We start from the raw sequence: 17,576 nt of genomic DNA on the forward strand, positions 1-17,576 counted from the left end.
GATCCCGCTGTGTCGTTCACGGGCCGCTCAGCCGATTCGGACGGAGAGGCAGGTGACGCAGCCCTCGAGCTTCTCGAACTCACTGATGTCGACCTGCACGACCGCGTAGCCTCGGTCTTCGAGCAGCGCAGCGGTCTGCGGTGCAGCGGCGGAGATCAGCACGGTGTCGTCGGAGAGCGCGACGACCGCGACACCCTCGCGCTCGGGCACGACGAGGTGACGACCGAAGAACGATGCATCGTCGATGAGGTCGGGGTGCACGAGCACGGTGCCGTCGGGCAGCGCGGTGACCGTCGACTTCAGGTGCAGGGCCTTGGCGACCGGCACAGCCACGACATCGAAGCCGAGCGGCGCGAGGATGCCGCGCAGCTGGCGGACACCCTCAGCATTGGTCCGGCCGCTGCGGCCCACGTACACGGTGGTGCCGACCTGCAGGACGTCTCCGCCCTCGAGCGTGCCCTCGCCGTCGATGCGCTGGATGCTGAGGCCGAGGTCGCGAGCCGCGGTCTCGGCGGCGACGGTCTCCGCCCGGCGGCTGTCCGCGCCGGGACGCGTCACGACGGCGACATCGCCGAACACGACGACAGCGTCCTCGATGAACACCGAGTCGGCGAGCTGCTCGGCCCAGGTGACCTCAGTGGTCTCCCACCCGGCGGTGTCGAATGCGGCGACGTAGGCGTCCCACTGCTTGTCGGCGAGCTCGGAGTCGATCGGCGTGCGGTCGAGGTGGGTGACGATGCCCTCTGCGAGGTTCGAGGCCGGCATACGGACCAGCGCGATCCGACGGTCTTCGTCGAGCACGGTGGACTGCGTCCGGAGGACCAGGTGGTACACGAGGTAACCGATGAACGCGGTGGACAGCGCCATGATGACGACGAAGACGAGGTTGAGGCTGATCAGCGTGGCGAAGATGCTCCCGAGCACCGTGCTGTCGATCGGCTGGCCGCTCGTGGCCACCTGCACGATGAGGCCGAGGAGGGCTCCGATGATCGCGAGGGCGGCACCGCCGATCAGTGCCAGCAGACGATACCGGTAGAGACCGATGATGCCGAGGATCAGCACCAGGAAGAAGGTGATGATCGTGCTCTCGAAGAAGTACGGGCTCGCCTGGGCGAAGATCGTCCCTGCGAACTGATAGCCGATGAACGTGACGAACATGACCCCCAGGTAGCCGACGACGATCGTGGCGACGGCGGCAGCGGCGGATGCGATGAGCTTGCGGCTCCAGGTGGAAGTCATCCGACGAGCGTAGCGGAACCACGAAGCGGCGTCGGCCAGAAAGGGCCGACGCCGCTGGGAGATCACCACGAGCTTGCCCAGGACTCCCTCGGAGACCCGGGCGCACGCCCTAGTGGAAGAAGTGCCGCTCCCCCGTGAAGTACATCGTCACGCCTGCAGCCTGCGCCGCTGCGATGACCTCTTCGTCGCGGACGGAGCCGCCCGGCTGGACGACCGCGCGGACGCCGGCGTCGAGCAGGACCTGGAGGCCGTCGGCGAAGGGGAAGAAAGCGTCGGAGGCGGCAACGGAACCAGCGGCGCGGTCACCGGCGCGACTCACCGCGAGGTGACATGAGTCGACGCGGTTGACCTGCCCCATGCCGACCCCGACGCTCGCGCTGCCCTTGGCGAGCAGGATGCCGTTCGACTTCACGGATCGGCACGCCTTCCACGCGAAGATGAGGTCGAGGAGGGTGTCCGCGTCGGCCGGCTCACCCGTGACGAGGGTCCAATCCTTGGCGGTGTCCTGCGGGTCGTCGGCGAAGCGGTCGGAGTCCTGGTAGAGCAGGCCGCCGGAGATCTGACGGACCTCTCGATCCTCGCGGGCGAAGTTCTCGGGGAGCTGCAGCAGACGCAGGTTCTTCTTGGTCTTCAGCACTTCGAGTGCCGCCTCCTCGAAGCCTGGAGCGACGAGCACCTCGGTGAAGATCTCCTTCACCGTCTCGGCCATACCGAGGGTGACCACTCGGTTCGCGGCGATGACGCCGCCGAACGCCGAAACCGGGTCGCATTCATGGGCCCGACGGTGCGCCGAGGCGATGGCGTCGGGAGCCTTCGGGTTCGCGAATGCGATACCGCACGGGTTCGCGTGCTTGATGATCGCGACCGCGGGGTTGGCGAAGTCGTACGCGGCACGGACCGCGGCATCGGCGTCGACGTAGTTGTTGTAGGACATCTCCTTGCCGTGCAACTGCGTCGCCTGCGCGATGCCGGCACCACCCGGACGGACGTACAGCGCAGCCGCCTGGTGCGAGTTCTCGCCGTAGCGGAGCACGGATTCGCGACGGCCGGTGATGGTGAGCGTCGTCGGGAACGCGTCGGCCTCGTCCGTCGTCGTGCTCGCGAACCAGGCGGAGACTGCTGCGTCGTAGGAGGCGGTGTGCTCGAACGCCGCAGCCGCGAGCGCGCGACGCTGGGCGAGCGTGGTGCCGCCGGCAGCGACGGCCTCGACGATCGCGCCATAGCGCTCCGGCGAGACGACGATCGCGACGTTCGCGTGGTTCTTCGCCGAAGCACGCACCATCGCAGGGCCGCCGATGTCGATCTGCTCGACGACATCGTCGCCCGTCGCACCGCTCGCCACGGTCTCGACGAAGGGGTACAGGTTCACGACGACGAGCTGGAACGCCTCGATGCCGAGCTCGGCCAGCTGGGCTTCGTGCGACCCGAGGCGAAGGTCGGCGAGGAGACCGGCGTGCACCGAGGGGTGCAACGTCTTCACCCGGCCGTCGAGCGACTCAGGGAAGCCGGTGACGTCGGAGACGTCGGTGACCTCGTGCCCGGCGCTTCGGATGGTGGCTGCGGTGGAACCGGTGGAGACGATCTCGACGCCCGCGGAGGCGAGCGCGCCGGCGAGCTCGAGCAGACCGGTCTTGTCGCTGACGGAGATCAGTGCTCGTCGGACCGGGACGAGATCGCGCTCACGGTAGAGGCTGTGGTCGTGGCTGGGACCGCTCATGACTGTGGTGCTCCTTCTGCTGGCGGGCGGGACGCTGCGGAGAGCGCCTCCAGGTCGATGGTTCCGTTGGCGAGGTCGCGGACGGCCTGGACGAGCAGGCGACGTTCCACCGGCTTGATCCGTTCGTGCAGGCTGTACTCGGTGTCCTCCGGCAGCACGGGCACCCGCTCCTGCGCGATGATCGGTCCGGCGTCGACACCGTTGTCGACGACGATGATCGAGGCCCCGGTCTGCTCGGCGCCCGCGGCGAGTGCGTCCCGCACGCCATGGGCACCGGGGAACTCGGGGAGGTAGGCGGGGTGCGTGTTGATGATGCGAGGCGAGAGGGCGTCGACGATCACCGGGGGCAGCAGCCGCATGAGACCGCTGAGCACGAGGACGTCGGGATTCCAGACGCGGATCTGCTCGAGGAGGGCAGAGCCCCACTCGGCACGGGAGTCGAAGGAGGAGTAGGGCACCGTGAACGACGGGATCCCGAACTCCTCGGCATGAGCCAGACCGTCCGCCTCGCGATCAGCGCCGACAGCGATGACGCGAGCGGGGAAATCCGGGTCGCGTGAGGCTTCGAGGAGGGCGCGGAGATTGGATCCGCCACCGGAGATCAGCACGACGAGTGACAGCACCAGAGCATCCTATCGCTCGCGGGTGCTCCGGCCCGACGAGCGTTCGTGGAGGTCCGGCAGGCGGTCCTCCTCCGCGAGATGCACAGGACCGGCGGCCATGCCGAGGACGGCGGCGATCCCGACGACGACTGCCGTCCAGAGGGCGGTCGCCCACGCGTTCGGACCGACCTCGATGAGCCGACCGGGGCCGGCCGCACCCGCCGAGAGGGCGGCGAGCACGCCGAGCACCACACCAGCCGTGATCCCGATGCCGACGCCCGCCACCAGGAGCCTCGACAGCCCGCCCCGACCGTGGAGTTCGATCGCGAGACGTCGGCGGAGGACCACTGCCGAGGCGAATCCGATGACGACCGGGATGACGAGGACGGCGAATCCGAACGGGCTGTCGCCGGTGGGGAGCGCTCCGAGGACCGGCACGGCCGGGATCGGGCCGACGAGCGTCCCGATCGGCGAGATCGCGGTGCCGGTGCCGATCGCGAAGCCGCCGCCCGTGATCCAGCTCGCCGCCCAGATGACGAGGTTGGGCAGGTACAGCAGCTCGGCTCCCGTGACGACGGCTCCGCCGAGCGCGCCGAACTGCGCGCTCTCATGCAGCGAGATGATCGCACCGTACCCGGCGGCGATGACGATCGCCGTGGTGACCGCCGCGACCCCGAGGAGCGCGACAGCGGCGAGCATTCCACCCCGAAGGGCGGTGACGAGCACGGCCCACCAGTCGTCCGGGAACCGGTCGCGGAGCGCGCGCAGACCATCGAGGACGGGATCCGCGGCATCCTGCTCGCGGAACCGCACCCAGAGCGCTGCGACGACGGCACCGCCTGCGAATCGGAGGGTCGGCGCGAGCGTCCCCTGGACGATGGACGGTCTGACTGCCGGGTACAGCGCCGACAGCGCGACGAGCAGGGACAGCACCGCGAACACGCCCACGGACACGACCACGGCGCCCTGCCACCAGCTACTCCGCGCCGCACGTGACCCGGTGCGAACGCCGAACAGGACCGTGCCGACGGTGAAGGCGAGCGGAGCGAGCGAGACGAGGAACGGTTCCATCGACGACGGCAGGCCGAGCTGCGTGATCAGGGCGGTGTCGAGTGTCACGCGCATGCTCGAGCCGTTGCCGAGCGCCCAGATGTCGACAGCGCCCCGCCACAGTGCGGCCGGGTCGATGCCGAGTTGGAAGTGCAGGGCCCAGAGGGCGAGCAGGGGTACGAGGGCGACACCGATGCCGATGGCCACAGCGAGGGCGGCATCGAGAGCGGCGAGGAGGGCGACGGTCAGACGTTTCATGCGCCTCCGACCCTACCCGGAGGTTCCCGCCGAGCCGGACAGGCGCACGGCGCCCGGCACCGGAACGCGACGACGCGACGCCCGATGTGGGCGCCGCGTCGTGGCTGCTGCTGATGCTCTCCGGCGTTACAGTCCGGCGATGACCTCTCGCATGAGGTCGGCGGTCTCGCTCGGCGTCTTGCCGACCTTGACACCGGCGGCCTCGAGGGCCTCCTTCTTCGCCTGGGCGGTTCCGGCAGAACCCGAGACGATCGCGCCCGCGTGTCCCATGGTCTTGCCCTCAGGGGCCGTGAAGCCCGCGACATAGCCGACAACGGGCTTCGTCACGTTCGCCTTGATGAAGTCGGCAGCACGCTCCTCGGCGTCGCCACCGATCTCGCCGATCATGACGATCGCCTTGGTCTCGGGGTCGGCCTCGAACGCTGCGAGCGCATCGATGTGCGTCGTCCCGATGATCGGGTCGCCGCCGATGCCGATGGCGGTCGAGAAGCCGATCTCGCGGAGCTCGTACATCATCTGGTACGTCAGGGTGCCCGACTTCGACACCAGGCCGATCGGACCCTTGCCTGCGATGTTCGCGGGCGTGATGCCGACGAGCGACTCGCCGGGGGTGATGATGCCGGGGCAGTTCGGACCGATGATGCGCGTCTTGGAGCCCTTCGACTGCGCGTACGCCCAGAACTCTGCGGAGTCGCCGACGGGCACGCCCTCCGTGATGATGACGAGCAGCGGGATCTCGGCGTCGATGGCCTCGATCACGGCGTCCTTGGTGAACGCCGGCGGCACGAAGGCGATCGACACGTCGGCGCCGGTCTCCGAGATCGCCTCGGCGACCGTTCCGAACACGGGCAGCTCGACGCCGCCGTCGTGGGTGACGGTCGTGCCGGCCTTGCGGGCGTTGACGCCGCCGACGACCTGGGTGCCGGCCTTCAGCATGAGCGCCGTGTGCTTGGTGCCCTCACCGCCGGTGATGCCCTGGACGATGACCTTGGAGTCCTTGTTGAGGAAGATAGACATTCTTGTGGGATCCCTTTACTTCGAAGCCAGCTCGGCGGCCTTGTCGGCGCCTTCGTCCATGGTTGCGGCGAGCGTGATCAGGGGGTGGGCTGCTGCGCGGAGGATCTCGCGGCCCTCCTCGACCTTGTTGCCGTCGAGGCGCACCACGAGCGGCTTCGTCGCGGTGTCGCCGAGGATCTCGAGGGCCTTGACGATGCCGTTCGCGACCGCGTCGCAGGCGGTGATGCCACCGAAGACGTTCACGAACACGCTCTTGACCTGTGCGTCACCCAGGATGACGTCGAGGCCGTTCGCCATGACCTCGGCAGATGCGCCGCCGCCGATGTCGAGGAAGTTGGCAGGCTTGACGCCACCGTGGTTCTCGCCGGCGTATGCGACGACGTCGAGCGTCGACATGACGAGTCCTGCGCCGTTGCCGATGATGCCGACCTCGCCGTCGAGCTTCACGTAGTTGAGATCGTTCGCCTTGGCCTTGAGCTCCAGCGGGTCCTCGGCGGCCGTGTCCTCGAGCTCGGCGTGGTTCGGGTGACGGAACGAGGCGTTCTCGTCGAGCGAGACCTTGCCGTCGAGGGCGACGATGCGGCCCTCTTCGGTGAGGACGAGCGGGTTGACCTCGACGAGCGTCGCGTCCTCGCCCTTGTAGACGTCGTAGAGCTTCACGAAGACGTCCGAGACCTGGTCGATGAGGTCCTCGGGGAAGTTCGCAGCCTTCGCGATCTCGACCGCGGTCGCCTTGTCGACGCCGGTCAGCGGGTTCACCTCGATGCGCGCGAGCGCTTCGGGCTTCTCCACCGCGAGCTGCTCGATCTCCATGCCGCCCTCGACGCTCGTGAGCGACAGGTAGGAGCGGTTGGCGCGGTCGAGGAGCACGGAGAAGTAGAACTCCTGTGCGATCCGAGCGCCCGCTGCGACCATCACGCGCTTGACGACGTGGCCCTTGATGTCGAGGCCGAGGATGGACTCTGCAGCCGCATACGCCTCGTCGGGGGTCTTCGCGACCTTGACGCCGCCGGCCTTGCCTCGGCCACCGACCTTGACCTGCGCCTTGACGACGACGACGCCGCCGAGCTTCTCAGCCGCCGCACGCACCTCGTCGGGGGTGTCGGCGATGATGCCGGCGAGTACCGGCACCTCGTACTTCTCGAACAGGTCTCGTGCCTGATACTCGTAAAGATCCACGTGTCATTCCCATCCGCGCTTCGCGCGTTCTGCTGTGATTGTCGTGGCGATTTTCGGCCGCGCGTTATCTCGGCGGCGAGAGAAAAAGGGCCAGTGACGACTCTACCCCCAGCATCTGCCCGGAACCGGACGTTCGGGGTGGTCGACTAGGGTCGGACCATGGTCGGAATGGCGGATCTCGCACGCGAGGGCATCCTCGTCGCAGGCGCCGGACGCGCCATCCTGCTCCAGATCGCCGACCCCGCAGTGGCTGCCGGGGTGGCCCGGCACAGCGACTTCAGCGTCCGACCCCTCGACCGCCTCCACGCGACCCTGACCTTCGTGTACGCACTCGCGCTCGGCACCCCCGAGGAGCAGCAGCTGGCCGCCCGCAGAGTGGACCGGGCACATGTGCCGGTGCGCGCACACTCCGGTGAGGCGGCTCCGTCGTATTCGGCGTTCCACGCGGATGCGCAACTCTGGGTCGCGGCGACGCTCTACGACACCGCGGTGCAGGTCTACGAGCTCGTGTTCGGCCGACTCGACGAGACGTCGCGTGAGCGGTTGCACCGGGAGTACGCGATCGTCGGTACGAGCCTCCAGCTCCCACCCGATCGTTGGCCGGCCAGCCGCGCAGCCTTCGACGAGTACTTCTCTGCGCGTCTCGAGGAGCTCGATGTCACGGCGGAGGCGGTCGAGGTCTCGGTGCAGCTGCTCACCGCCCGCGCGGCACCGGCGCCCATCCGTGCCATGCTCCCGCTCGTCCGTCTCGTCACCGCCGGCCTGTTGCCGGAGCGGCTCCGCACCGCCTACGGCTTCCGATGGTCCGCCGCTCAGCAGCGGCGATTCGATCGTCGGGTCGCGATCGGGCGTGCGATCTGGCCGCGATTGCCGCGGTCCGTGCGCGCGGCGCCCTCAGCCTGGTACCTCCGAGCCATGCGCGCTCGGAACCGGGCCGAAGCGACGACCGTGGCGACCTGAGAGCCGCCTCTTGACCCTGCTCCACATGGGGACTCCACGACAGGGTTGTCCACATCGGGTCTCCAGCGCCCTCGGCAGGATGATCCGGCTTCCCACCATGGAGGCATGACACCTCGATCACTCCCCCTCCCCGGCTGCGCCCAGCGCGGCTTGTCCCTACAGCGCCTCGCCGCGGCCGTACCACTCGTACTCGCACTGTTGCTCGCGATCGTCCTCGGCGGCGCGGTCCCGGCATCTGCGCTGACCGCGACCGGAACGGCGTACGGCCACCGATCACCGCTCGACGGCCGGTGGCTCGGATCCTGGGCGTTCGACGACGGTTCCGTCGGCTTCTGCATCAACCTCGATCTGCCCATCCCACCCGGCCACCCGTACGAGCATGTCGACGGCGCCTCCCTCGGCTGGTTCACGCCGGAGGACGCCGCCAGACTCGCGTACCTGTCGAGGAAGTGGGGTGCGAGCACCGATGCCGACCAAGCCGCCGCCGGCCAACTCGCGACCTGGATGATCACCGGCCTGAACGGGCAGACCCCCGAACGCATCGCCGCCCGGGCAGGCGCGGCGGCCGACCGGGTCCTCGCCCTGGCACGGCAGATGCTCGCCGAAGCCGACGGTCCTGGCGGCGCCAGTCGTGGAGCCAGCGCGAGCGTCCACATCGTCCGCGGTGAGGACGGCTTCGACATCGTCCGCACCGAGCTCGCCGTCGATACGATCGCTTCCGGTCAGACGACACTGCCGCCGTCGGTCCATGACGCGACGGTCACCCTCGAGGGCGCGACCTTCGAAGACGGCGAGACGGTCAAGACCATCGGCAACGGCGAGGGCCATCGCATCCTCCCCGATTCCGACAGCGCGGTCGTGTCCTTCTCAGCGGCTGCCGTCTTCGGTGAGCTCCCCTACGGCGCAGGGCTCACGATCGCCACGAGCCCCGCCCACGTGCAGAGCGTGCTCGTCGCACGCCCGATCACGGTCGCGGCCGAGGCGGTCGCCGATCGGACCCGTCCCACTCCCCTCCCCTTCCAACCCGTCGTCGTCACGACCACCTCGCTCGCCACCGCGGAACCCGGTGCAGAGGTCGTCGACCACCTCGCGGTCGGCATCGCGACCGACGCCGGTCTCGCAACGGAATGGGGGGTCGTCGGTCCGGACGGCGGGCCGTACACCCCCATTCCCGTGACGGTCCGCAGCCAGCTCCTCGGTCCGTTCGCCGAAGCTCCGGTCGAAGCACCGGAGGTCCCCCTCGGAGCGCCCGTCGTGTGCGAGGTCGTGACGACGGTCGACACCGGACCCGGCGAGTACACGACTCCGTCCTGCATCCTCCCGGAGGCCGGCTACTTCGTCTGGGTCGAGCGCATCGAACCGGGCGACACTCCGCCGGAGGCCGGCGGATCGATGATCCGGCCGTGGCGTTCCGCCTTCGGAGTCGCTTCGGAGGTGACCCTCGTCGACGCTCCACCGGTCCCGGAAGTCTCAGAGGAACGGCTGGCCGAGACAGGCACGGACGATCGGGCTCTGTCGACTTCGGCCCTGATCGCCGGGCTCTCGCTCGCTGTCGGTGCCGCTGTGCTCGTGCAGAGCCGCGTCACCCCACCGCGAGCAGCGGGCCGAGCTGGGCGCGGTCGACGTCGAGCCACGGCGCTGCCGGGTTCACGATGATCCCGGTGATGCCCTCGTCGCTTCGCAGGGCAGCCGCGAGTTCCGCCGCAGTGACCGGGTATGCGTCGTCGCCGCGGCCGAGCGCGGCGATCTCGATCGGCGCGGTGAAGACCTCGAGCATGCGACGGTCGCCGAGGCGGGTCTCGGCGATCCCGATGCTCTTGCGGTTGCCGTCCTCGTCGACCTCGGCACGGCCGGCGACGAACCCTCCATGGGCGGCCAGTGCCTCCACGAGCCGTTGGAGCGCGTCCGCCTCCCGCGGCTGCGACAGCGCGTCCTTGGCGAGATCGTTGTTCCGTCCGTCGCCGAAGAGACGCGCGATCAGGGTCTTCGGGACGACGGCACTCGCGGTGCCGTCCGCGGGGTTCAGGACGATGCCCGCATAACCCTCGCCGCCGGCCTGACGGAGCGCCCACACCGCGGAGACCGAGACCCCGGTGACTGGGCCCTCGGCGGTCCGCGTCTTCTCGAGCTCCATGCGCGAGGTGAAGGCGAGGAGGTAGACGGCGCCCTCCGGGTCGCGGTGGACACCGAGCGGCACGCGTCCGGCCGCCTTGTCCTCCTCACTGACGCCGTCGAGACTGGTCGACAGCAGCAGCTTGCCCTGGATGCTCTGGCGCAGCACGTGGAGCATCGCCCGCTCGTCCGCACCCTCCGCCAAGGCCTTGAGCGCCTGCGCGAGATCCACGTTCGCGTCGGGCTCCGCCGGAAGGGCGGGCGCCTCAGCCGGGGCGGCCGGAGCCGCAGCGACCGATACCGGGGCGTCAGGGGTGCGGGCGGCGGAGCTCACCGTCGTCACCGAGATCGGCACGTGCGGAACCGCTTCGGCGGGTTCCGGGGTGGTCTCGGCGTCGGACACGGAGGGCGCTGCCTCCGCGGCTTCGGATCGGGCGTCGGGCGCGTTGCGCTTGGAGAACAGAGCCATGATTCCTCAGCCTAGAGGCTCACCGGCGCCTGCGGAACCCGAGCGGACGCGGCGCGATCAGGCCCTCAGGGTCAGTCGAGTTTCTCGATCGGGGCGATCTTGATGAGGAGCTTCTTCGCACCAGCACTGTCGAACTGCACATGGGCGATGCGCTTCGCGCCCTCCCCGGTGACTGCGTTGACCCGCCCGTGGCCGAAGTCTGCATGTGAGATACGGTCACCCGGGGCCAGCTCGAGGTCGCCGTTGTCCCGGACCTTCGCGGTGATGCGGTTCGCCCAGGCGGTCTCCGGCTTGTTCCCGCCGGAGAACCGCGTGTCGCCGGCCGAGGCACCCTCCGGCAGCGCCCTGACCGACCAGCGGTCGCTCGACGGAGCACGCCTGGCGTTGAGGGCGCGCGACTGCGTGCCTCCCCGGCCGTTCACGTTGCCCGGCGACTGCCGCCACTCGATGAGCTCGGCAGGGATCTCCTGCAGGTATCGGCTGGGCATCGCGACCGCTGTCTCGCCATACTGCGCGCGCGTCATCGCGAGTGACAGGTACAGCCGCTTGCGGGCGCGGGTGATACCCACGTAGAAGAGCCGGCGCTCCTCGGCCGGCCCTCCGGGCTCGTTCGCGGACATCCGGTGCGGGAGCAGGTCCTCCTCGATGCCGGTCAGGAACACGGCATCGTACTCGAGCCCCTTCGCCGTGTGCAGCGTCATGAGGGAGACGCTGCCGGTGGCGTCGTCGAGATCGTCTGCCGCAGCGACGAGAGAGACCTCCGTCAGGAAGTCGACGATGCCGCCGTCGGGGTTGTTCTTCGCGAACTCCTTGGTGACGGCGATGAGCTCGTCGACGTTCTCGGCGCGCGCTTCGTCCTGGGGGTCTCGGCTGGTACGGAGCGAGTCGAGGTAGCCGCTCTTCGTCATGAGGAGTGAGAGGACGTCACCGACGGCAGTGGCGGACGCAGTCGAGCGGTCGGCTGCCGCTGCTTCGTCGAGAGCCGCCTGCGCTTCGTCGAGCAACGCCGACAGCGTGAGGATCGCGCTCGTGACCTTCGGGCCCAGTCCGAGCGCGTCGGCGCGTCGCATGGCCTCGCGGTAGCTCACGCCGTTGTTCTCGGCGAAGCTCGCGAGCGCCGTCTCCGTCGCCGGGCCGATACCCCGCTTCGGTGTGTTCAGGATGCGTCGCAGCGCCATGATGTCGGCGGGGTTCGCGACCGACACGAGGTATGCGAGTGCGTCCTTGATCTCGGCCCGTTCATAGAACTTCGTGCCGCCCATGATGCGGTACGGCAACGCCGCACGGATGAAGATCTCCTCGAGCGCACGGGTCTGGGCGTTCGTGCGGTAGAAGACGGCGATGTCGCCGTAGGCGGTTCCGGCGCTTCGGAGCTTCTCGATCTCGTCGGCGATGAACTGCGCCTCGTCGTGGCCGGAGTACCCGGTGAAGCCGGTGATCTTCTCGCCGTCGCCGACGGCTGTCCAGAGCTTCTTGTCCTTGCGGTCGAAGTTGTTGGAGATGACGGCGTTCGCGGCCGACAGGATGTTCTGCGTCGAGCGGTAGTTCTGCTCGAGGAGCACGACCTTCGCTCCGGGGAAATCGCGCTCGAACTCGGTGATGTTCCGGATGTCGGCGCCCCGGAAGGCGTAGATCGACTGATCGGAGTCGCCGACGACCGTGAGCGACGCGCCCTCGGTCCGGGTCATGGACAGCTGATCGGTGCCGGTCTCGGGCGCACGGGTGAGTTCCCGGATGAGCGAGTACTGCGCGTGGTTGGTGTCCTGGTACTCGTCGACGAGGATGTGACGGAACCGCTGCTGATACTGCGCGGCGACATGCGGGAATGCCCGGAAGAGGAAGACCGTCTGGCTGATGAGGTCATCGAAGTCGAAGGCGTTGGCATCTGCCAGGGCCTTGGTGTACTTCCGGAAGATCTGCAGGAAGACGAGTTCCTGCGGGTCGTTCGTGTTGATGGTGCGGGAGTACGAGTCGACGTCGGAGAGCTCGTTCTTGAGCTTCGAGATCTTCGCCGAGGCGTTCGACGGCGTGAACCCGTAGGCGTCTGCCTCGAGCTCCTTGATGATCCGCTTCAGGAGGGCGCGCTGGTCGCCGCTGTCGTAGATCGTGAAGTTCTTCGTGAAGCCGAAGTGCTCGGCCTCGCGACGGAGGATACGGACGCACGCGGAGTGGAACGTGGAAATCCACATGCCCTTCGCCGCCTGGCCCACGAGCGCTTCGACACGCTCGCGCATCTCGGCGGCGGCCTTGTTCGTGAAGGTGATCGCGAGGATCTGGCTCGGCCATGCCTCGCGTTGCTCGAGCAGCAGCGCCACTCGACGGGTGAGGACGCTCGTCTTGCCGGAACCCGCACCCGCGACGATCAGGAGGGCTTGACCGCGGTACTCCACCGCGATCTTCTGCTGCGGGTTGAGACCCTCGAGCAGCCGGCTGCCGCCTGATTGCGCACCGGAGGCCCCGGGGACGGTCGCTGTGGGCCAGTCGACGATCACGGGCTGCGCGGCATCGGTGTTCGAAGGAGGAGTGGTCGCCATATCGCCTCCAAGTCTAGGCGCTGCCCCCGACATCAGCGGGCCCGCGAGCGCGCCTGGCCGGACGCGCCTCAGTCGTGTCGCCCGTGTTGCTCGCGGGCCGTCACTCCGAGATCGGGATGATCCACGAAGACCCCGTCGACCCCGGTCGACAGCACGAGCGAGAACTCCCCCGACCAGTCGCCGTGGGCCGCCGGATCGTCGCCGACTCGGAACGGCGGAGCGAGGAACCGGTTCTCCGGTCGGAGCGTCCAGGTGTAGACCTGCAATCCGGCGGCATGCGCGCGGCCCACGAGGTCAGGCGTCGTCACCCCTCGGCCGTCACCCAAGTCGAGGAGCATCGCCTTGTCGACACTGATTCCGTCGACCTCCTGGGCGAGCTGCGCGAGCCCCTCATCCGTCATGGCGTCGGCGTAGCCCGGCGCGGCGTCACCGAGGGCGGCGACGAGGTCGCTCGGCCTACCGGACCTCTCGATGAGGTAGACGTACTCCGCTTGGACGCCGCGCTCCTGCAGGCGCAGCAGTACCGACTTCTCGAACGCCTCGATGATGAGTGGCTCGGCAGCCGGATCGGCACCGAAGCCGGTGTCGGCGATCGCTGCTGCGAGGAGTCGGTCGAGCGGCAGGCCGATGGAGGCGAAGTACGTCGCGTGTTTGACCTCGGCGACGATGCCGAGCGGACGTCCGAGGTCAGCAGCGGAGGTCCGCACGAGCGACACCAGTTCGGAGAACCGCATGATGCCCGCGTGTCCGTCGAAGCTCGCGCTCGCCGGGCGGAGGGCCGCGATCCGTTCCCTCGCGGTGAGCGTCACGAGCTCCGCCCAGGTGAAATCCTCGGTGAACCATCCCGTCAGCTCATCGCCGTCGATCGTCTTCGTCGTCCGTCGGTCCGCGAACTCCGGGCGCGCCGCGACGTCCGTCGTGCCGGAGATCTCGTTCTCGTGGCGCACCACGAGGACACCGTCCTTCGAGGCGACGAGGTCGGGTTCGACCGCATCGGCCCCGAGCGCGAAGGCGAGCTCGTAGGAGGATGCCGTGTGCTCCGGACGGTACCCGGGTGCCCCTCGGTGACCGATGACGAGCGGATTGGGCAGTGAGTCGATGCGCACGCGATCAGCCTAGGGCTGCACCCCGGCGACCGACGGGGAATCCGGCAGTCAGCCTGCGGCGAACAGAGGATATCCCCGGCTGTTTCAAAGAGAACTCGGATACGCTTGGCACATCAGCGCCGCATGGCGCGACACAGCCTCCACGACTGAGAGTAGGAATCAGCCATGGCCCTCGACAATCCCGCGTTCTCGAAGAACCCGGCATTCGCGAAGCAGGGAGGCGGGACGCTGCAGGCAGCTCAGGCGGCGAACCCGTCGCTCACCGCCGGACAGCTCCACGCGATGTACAACCAGCCCACCGCACCGGCAGGCGTCGGCACCACCGGACGCATGACGATCGAGAACACCCTCGTCAAGACGCTCGGCTCGTTCGCCGTGCTCATCGTCTTCGCCGTCATCTCCTGGGTCTGGACGACGTCCCTGCTCCAGTCGGGCGGTGGCGGATACGCGCTCCCGATGATCATCGGCATGATCGGCGGGCTCGGCCTCGGGCTCGTCAACTCCTTCAAGAAGGAGCCCGTGCCGGCGCTCATCCTCGGATACGCGGTGTTCCAGGGTCTCTTCGTCGGTGGCATCTCCCGCGTGTTCGAAGCGAACGAGCAGTGGTCGGGCATCGTCGTCCAGGCGGTCCTCGCGACCCTCGCCGTCGTCGGTGTCACGCTCGCGCTCTTCGCGAGCGGCAAGGTCCGCGCCTCGAAGAAGACCACCAAGGTCTTCCTCATCGCGATCGTGGGCTACGGCGTCTTCCAGCTCCTCAACCTCGTCCTCATGTTCACGGGCGTCCTGCAGAACCCGTTCGGCCTGTACGGTGCGACGATCTTCGGAATCCCGCTCGGTATCGTCATCGGCATCTTCGCGGTGCTGATGGGCGCGTACTCGCTCGTGCTCGACTTCGACTTCATCCAGCGGGGCGTCCAGAACCGCGCACCCGAGAAGTACGGCTGGACCGGCGCCTTCGGCATCATGGTCACCGTCATCTGGATCTACGTCGAGATCCTGCGCATGCTCGCCATCTCACGCAACTAGTCCCACTCCCGACACCCTCGGGAACGACACCAGGCCCGTCCCGTTCGCGGGGCGGGCCTGTTGTCATCTCCCCGACACCGTTCCCTGAGCGGTACCCAGTTCCTTGAGCTTGGCGAAGGGCCCCTGCGCACGCTCAGGGAACGAGGCGGCTCAGCTCGACGACGAACGCCGGAAGGCCGCCCCGAGACGGGACGGCCTTCCAGTGCTCCCCGAGCTGGTCGGGGAGGGTGGTGGGATCACTCCCACTCGATGGTTCCCGGTGGCTTCGACGTGACGTCGAGTACGACGCGGTTCACGTCCTTCACCTCGTTCGTGATGCGGTTGCTGATCCGCGCCAGCACGTCGTACGGCAGGCGCGTCCAATCGGCCGTCATCGCGTCCTCGGAGGACACCGGACGCAGCACGATGGGGTGGCCGTAGGTTCGGCCGTCACCCTGGACACCGACCGAACGGACATCTGCGAGCAGCACCACCGGGCACTGCCAGATCTCCTGGTCGAGGCCGGCGGCGGTGAGTTCCTCGCGGACGATCGCGTCGGCGTCGCGCAGGAGGTCGAGACGCTCTGCCGTGACCTCTCCGACGATGCGGATACCGAGACCGGGGCCGGGGAACGGCTGACGACCCACGATGACCTCGGGCAGACCGAGCTCGCGACCGATGGCGCGAACCTCGTCCTTGAAGAGGGTGCGCAGCGGCTCGACGAGCTCGAACTGCAGATCTTCCGGGAGTCCACCGACGTTGTGGTGACTCTTGATGTTCGCCGTGCCGGAACCGCCACCAGACTCGACGACGTCGGGGTAGAGCGTGCCCTGGACGAGGAAGCGGATCGCTTCCCCTTCGTTCTGGGCTTCCTTCACGAGGTCGACCTCGGCCTGCTCGAAGGAACGGATGAACTCGCGACCGATGATCTTGCGCTTCTGCTCAGGGTCGCTGACGCCCGCGAGTGCCGACATGAACTGTTCGCGCGCATCGACCGTGACGAGACGGACACCGGTGGAGGCGACGAAGTCCTCCTCGACCTGACGGCGCTCGTCCTTCCGGAGGAGGCCGTGGTCGACGAAGATGCACACGAGCTGGTCGCCGACGGCTTTGTGCACCAGGGCTGCGGCGACCGCGGAGTCGACGCCACCGGAGAGTCCGCAGATGACCTTCGCGTCGCCGACCTGCGCACGGATACGGTCGACCTGTTCGGCGATGACGTTGCCGCTGTTCCAGTCGGCGGGGATGCCGGCGGCGCGGTGCAGGAAGTTCTCGAGTACCTGCTGGCCATAGGCCGAGTGCTTGACCTCGGGGTGCCACTGCACGCCGTACAGGCCGCGCTCCGCATTCGCGAACGCGGCGACCGGGGTGGAAGCAGTGGAGGCGAGGACGTCGAAGCCCTCGGGTGCCTTCGACACGGAGTCGCCGTGGCTCATCCAGACGTTCTGCTCGCTCGGGACACCGTGCAAGAGCGTCCCCGGAGCGTCGACGACGCTCGTCGCGTCGGTCGAGCCGTACTCGCGGAGACCCGTGTGGGCGACCTCGCCGCCGAGCTGCGTCGCCATGACCTGGAAGCCGTAGCAGATGCCGAGCGTCGGGACGCCGAGCTCGAGGATGCCCGAATCGAGTGAGGGCGCGCCAGGCTCGTAGACACTCGACGGGCCGCCGGAGAGCACGATACCGACGGGGTTCTTGGCAGCGACCTCGGCCGCGGTGACCGTGTGGGGCACGATCTCGGAGTACACGCCGGCCTCGCGGACACGACGGGCGATCAGTTGCGCATACTGTGCGCCGAAGTCGACGACCAGCACGGGCCGTGCCGCGGTCTGCTCCGCTTCGACGGGAGGGGTGGTTTCGCTCACTGCATGGACTCCACGGGTTCGGCGGCCGCCACTGCTTCGCGACCGGAGAGGTAGCCCTTCACTTCGCGCGGGATGCGGCTCTCGAAGAAGAAGGACAGGAAGGGGATGATGCCGCCGAGCGCGAGCCAGAGCAGGCGCAGGACGTTCCACCGCATGAGGCTCCAGAGTCGGAATGCGGCGAACAGGTACACGACGTAGAACCAGCCGTGGATGATGAGGATGCCGGTGCTCAGGTTCACCGCGGTGGCGGTCCCGGAGGGCACGAAGGCGAGGAACCCGTACGCACCGCCGAGTTCGAGCTCGAGACCGAACGCATACTTCATGAGCATCTCGGCGCAGAGCGACAACAGCAGCACACCGGTGATCGGGGCGGCCACCTGATAGAACTTCAGCGCGCCTCGGATCGCGGGAAACGTCGACGGTTTCGGCTGGAGGGGCATGGTTCCCATCTTACCCGCCGGTCACG

At 68.4% G+C, this 17,576-nt stretch carries 14 protein-coding genes; 3 read left to right on the forward strand and 11 right to left on the reverse strand.

Annotation, left to right across the window (positions count from 1 at the left end; all coding sequences use genetic code 11):
- Positions 1–27: 27 nt before the first annotated feature.
- The 6 genes from ddaH to sucC all read right to left on the reverse strand — a co-directional run bounded on the left by ddaH (position 28) and on the right by sucC (position 7,062).
- Positions 28–1,239 carry a dimethylargininase gene (ddaH, locus tag ABMA10_RS15870; RefSeq protein WP_431030678.1) on the reverse strand — a complete coding sequence of 404 codons (1,212 nt, stop codon included), beginning with the start codon at positions 1,237–1,239 and terminating at the stop codon, positions 28–30.
- A gap of 109 nt (positions 1,240–1,348) precedes the next feature.
- Positions 1,349–2,956 (reverse strand): bifunctional phosphoribosylaminoimidazolecarboxamide formyltransferase/IMP cyclohydrolase, encoded by a 1,608-nt coding sequence (gene purH / locus ABMA10_RS15875; RefSeq protein WP_347868648.1) that lies wholly within the window; start codon positions 2,954–2,956, stop codon positions 1,349–1,351.
- Entirely contained in the window at positions 2,953–3,579 is a 627-nt protein-coding gene (gene purN, locus ABMA10_RS15880) for a phosphoribosylglycinamide formyltransferase (RefSeq protein ID WP_347868649.1), read from the reverse strand. Before purN ends, purH begins: the two co-directional genes overlap by 4 nt.
- A 9-nt stretch (positions 3,580–3,588) precedes the next feature.
- On the reverse strand, positions 3,589–4,866 hold the full coding sequence (locus tag ABMA10_RS15885) for a cell division protein PerM (RefSeq protein WP_431030679.1): 1,278 nt from the start codon (positions 4,864–4,866) through the stop codon (positions 3,589–3,591).
- A 126-nt stretch (positions 4,867–4,992) separates the two neighbouring features.
- Complete coding sequence (gene sucD, locus ABMA10_RS15890; RefSeq protein ID WP_347868651.1) at positions 4,993–5,883, reverse strand: succinate--CoA ligase subunit alpha; 891 nt, start codon at positions 5,881–5,883, stop codon at positions 4,993–4,995.
- Positions 5,884–5,898: 15 nt separating this feature from the next.
- A complete protein-coding gene (sucC, locus tag ABMA10_RS15895) occupies positions 5,899–7,062 on the reverse strand; it encodes an ADP-forming succinate--CoA ligase subunit beta (RefSeq protein WP_347868652.1) in 1,164 nt (387 codons plus the stop codon).
- Between the two features lie 159 nt (positions 7,063–7,221).
- On the opposite strand from sucC, the gene ABMA10_RS15900 reads away from it, so the two are divergent.
- Complete coding sequence (locus ABMA10_RS15900) at positions 7,222–8,022, forward strand: oxygenase MpaB family protein (protein WP_347868653.1); 801 nt, start codon at positions 7,222–7,224, stop codon at positions 8,020–8,022.
- A 105-nt stretch (positions 8,023–8,127) separates the two neighbouring features.
- Positions 8,128–9,678 (forward strand): hypothetical protein, encoded by a 1,551-nt coding sequence (locus ABMA10_RS15905; RefSeq protein WP_347868654.1) that lies wholly within the window; start codon positions 8,128–8,130, stop codon positions 9,676–9,678.
- Here the strand turns inward: ABMA10_RS15905 and ABMA10_RS15910 are convergent.
- The 3 genes from ABMA10_RS15910 to ABMA10_RS15920 all read right to left on the reverse strand — a co-directional run bounded on the left by ABMA10_RS15910 (position 9,605) and on the right by ABMA10_RS15920 (position 14,243).
- Positions 9,605–10,603, reverse strand: coding sequence for an SseB family protein (locus ABMA10_RS15910; RefSeq protein WP_347868655.1), 999 nt, complete (start codon positions 10,601–10,603; stop codon positions 9,605–9,607). The genes ABMA10_RS15905 and ABMA10_RS15910 overlap by 74 nt on opposite strands.
- 71 nt (positions 10,604–10,674) lie before the next feature.
- Positions 10,675–13,137 (reverse strand): ATP-dependent helicase, encoded by a 2,463-nt coding sequence (locus ABMA10_RS15915; RefSeq protein WP_347868656.1) that lies wholly within the window; start codon positions 13,135–13,137, stop codon positions 10,675–10,677.
- Between the two features lie 68 nt (positions 13,138–13,205).
- On the reverse strand, positions 13,206–14,243 hold the full coding sequence (locus tag ABMA10_RS15920; protein WP_414693667.1) for a glycerophosphodiester phosphodiesterase family protein: 1,038 nt from the start codon (positions 14,241–14,243) through the stop codon (positions 13,206–13,208).
- A 165-nt stretch (positions 14,244–14,408) separates the two neighbouring features.
- On the opposite strand from ABMA10_RS15920, the gene ABMA10_RS15925 reads away from it, so the two are divergent.
- Positions 14,409–15,269, forward strand: coding sequence for a Bax inhibitor-1/YccA family protein (locus ABMA10_RS15925; protein WP_431030680.1), 861 nt, complete (start codon positions 14,409–14,411; stop codon positions 15,267–15,269).
- A gap of 236 nt (positions 15,270–15,505) precedes the next feature.
- On the opposite strand, the gene guaA is transcribed toward ABMA10_RS15925, so the two are convergent.
- Positions 15,506–17,110, reverse strand: a complete 1,605-nt coding sequence (gene guaA / locus ABMA10_RS15930; protein ID WP_347868658.1) for a glutamine-hydrolyzing GMP synthase — start codon at positions 17,108–17,110, stop codon at positions 15,506–15,508.
- Positions 17,107–17,550, reverse strand: coding sequence for a DUF3817 domain-containing protein (locus ABMA10_RS15935; protein ID WP_347868659.1), 444 nt, complete (start codon positions 17,548–17,550; stop codon positions 17,107–17,109). The genes guaA and ABMA10_RS15935 overlap by 4 nt, the downstream gene beginning before the upstream one ends.
- Positions 17,551–17,576 lie beyond the last annotated feature (26 nt).

It is taken from the genome of Plantibacter sp. RU18, assembly GCF_050613355.1.
In the GTDB taxonomy this organism is placed as follows: domain Bacteria; phylum Actinomycetota; class Actinomycetes; order Actinomycetales; family Microbacteriaceae; genus Plantibacter.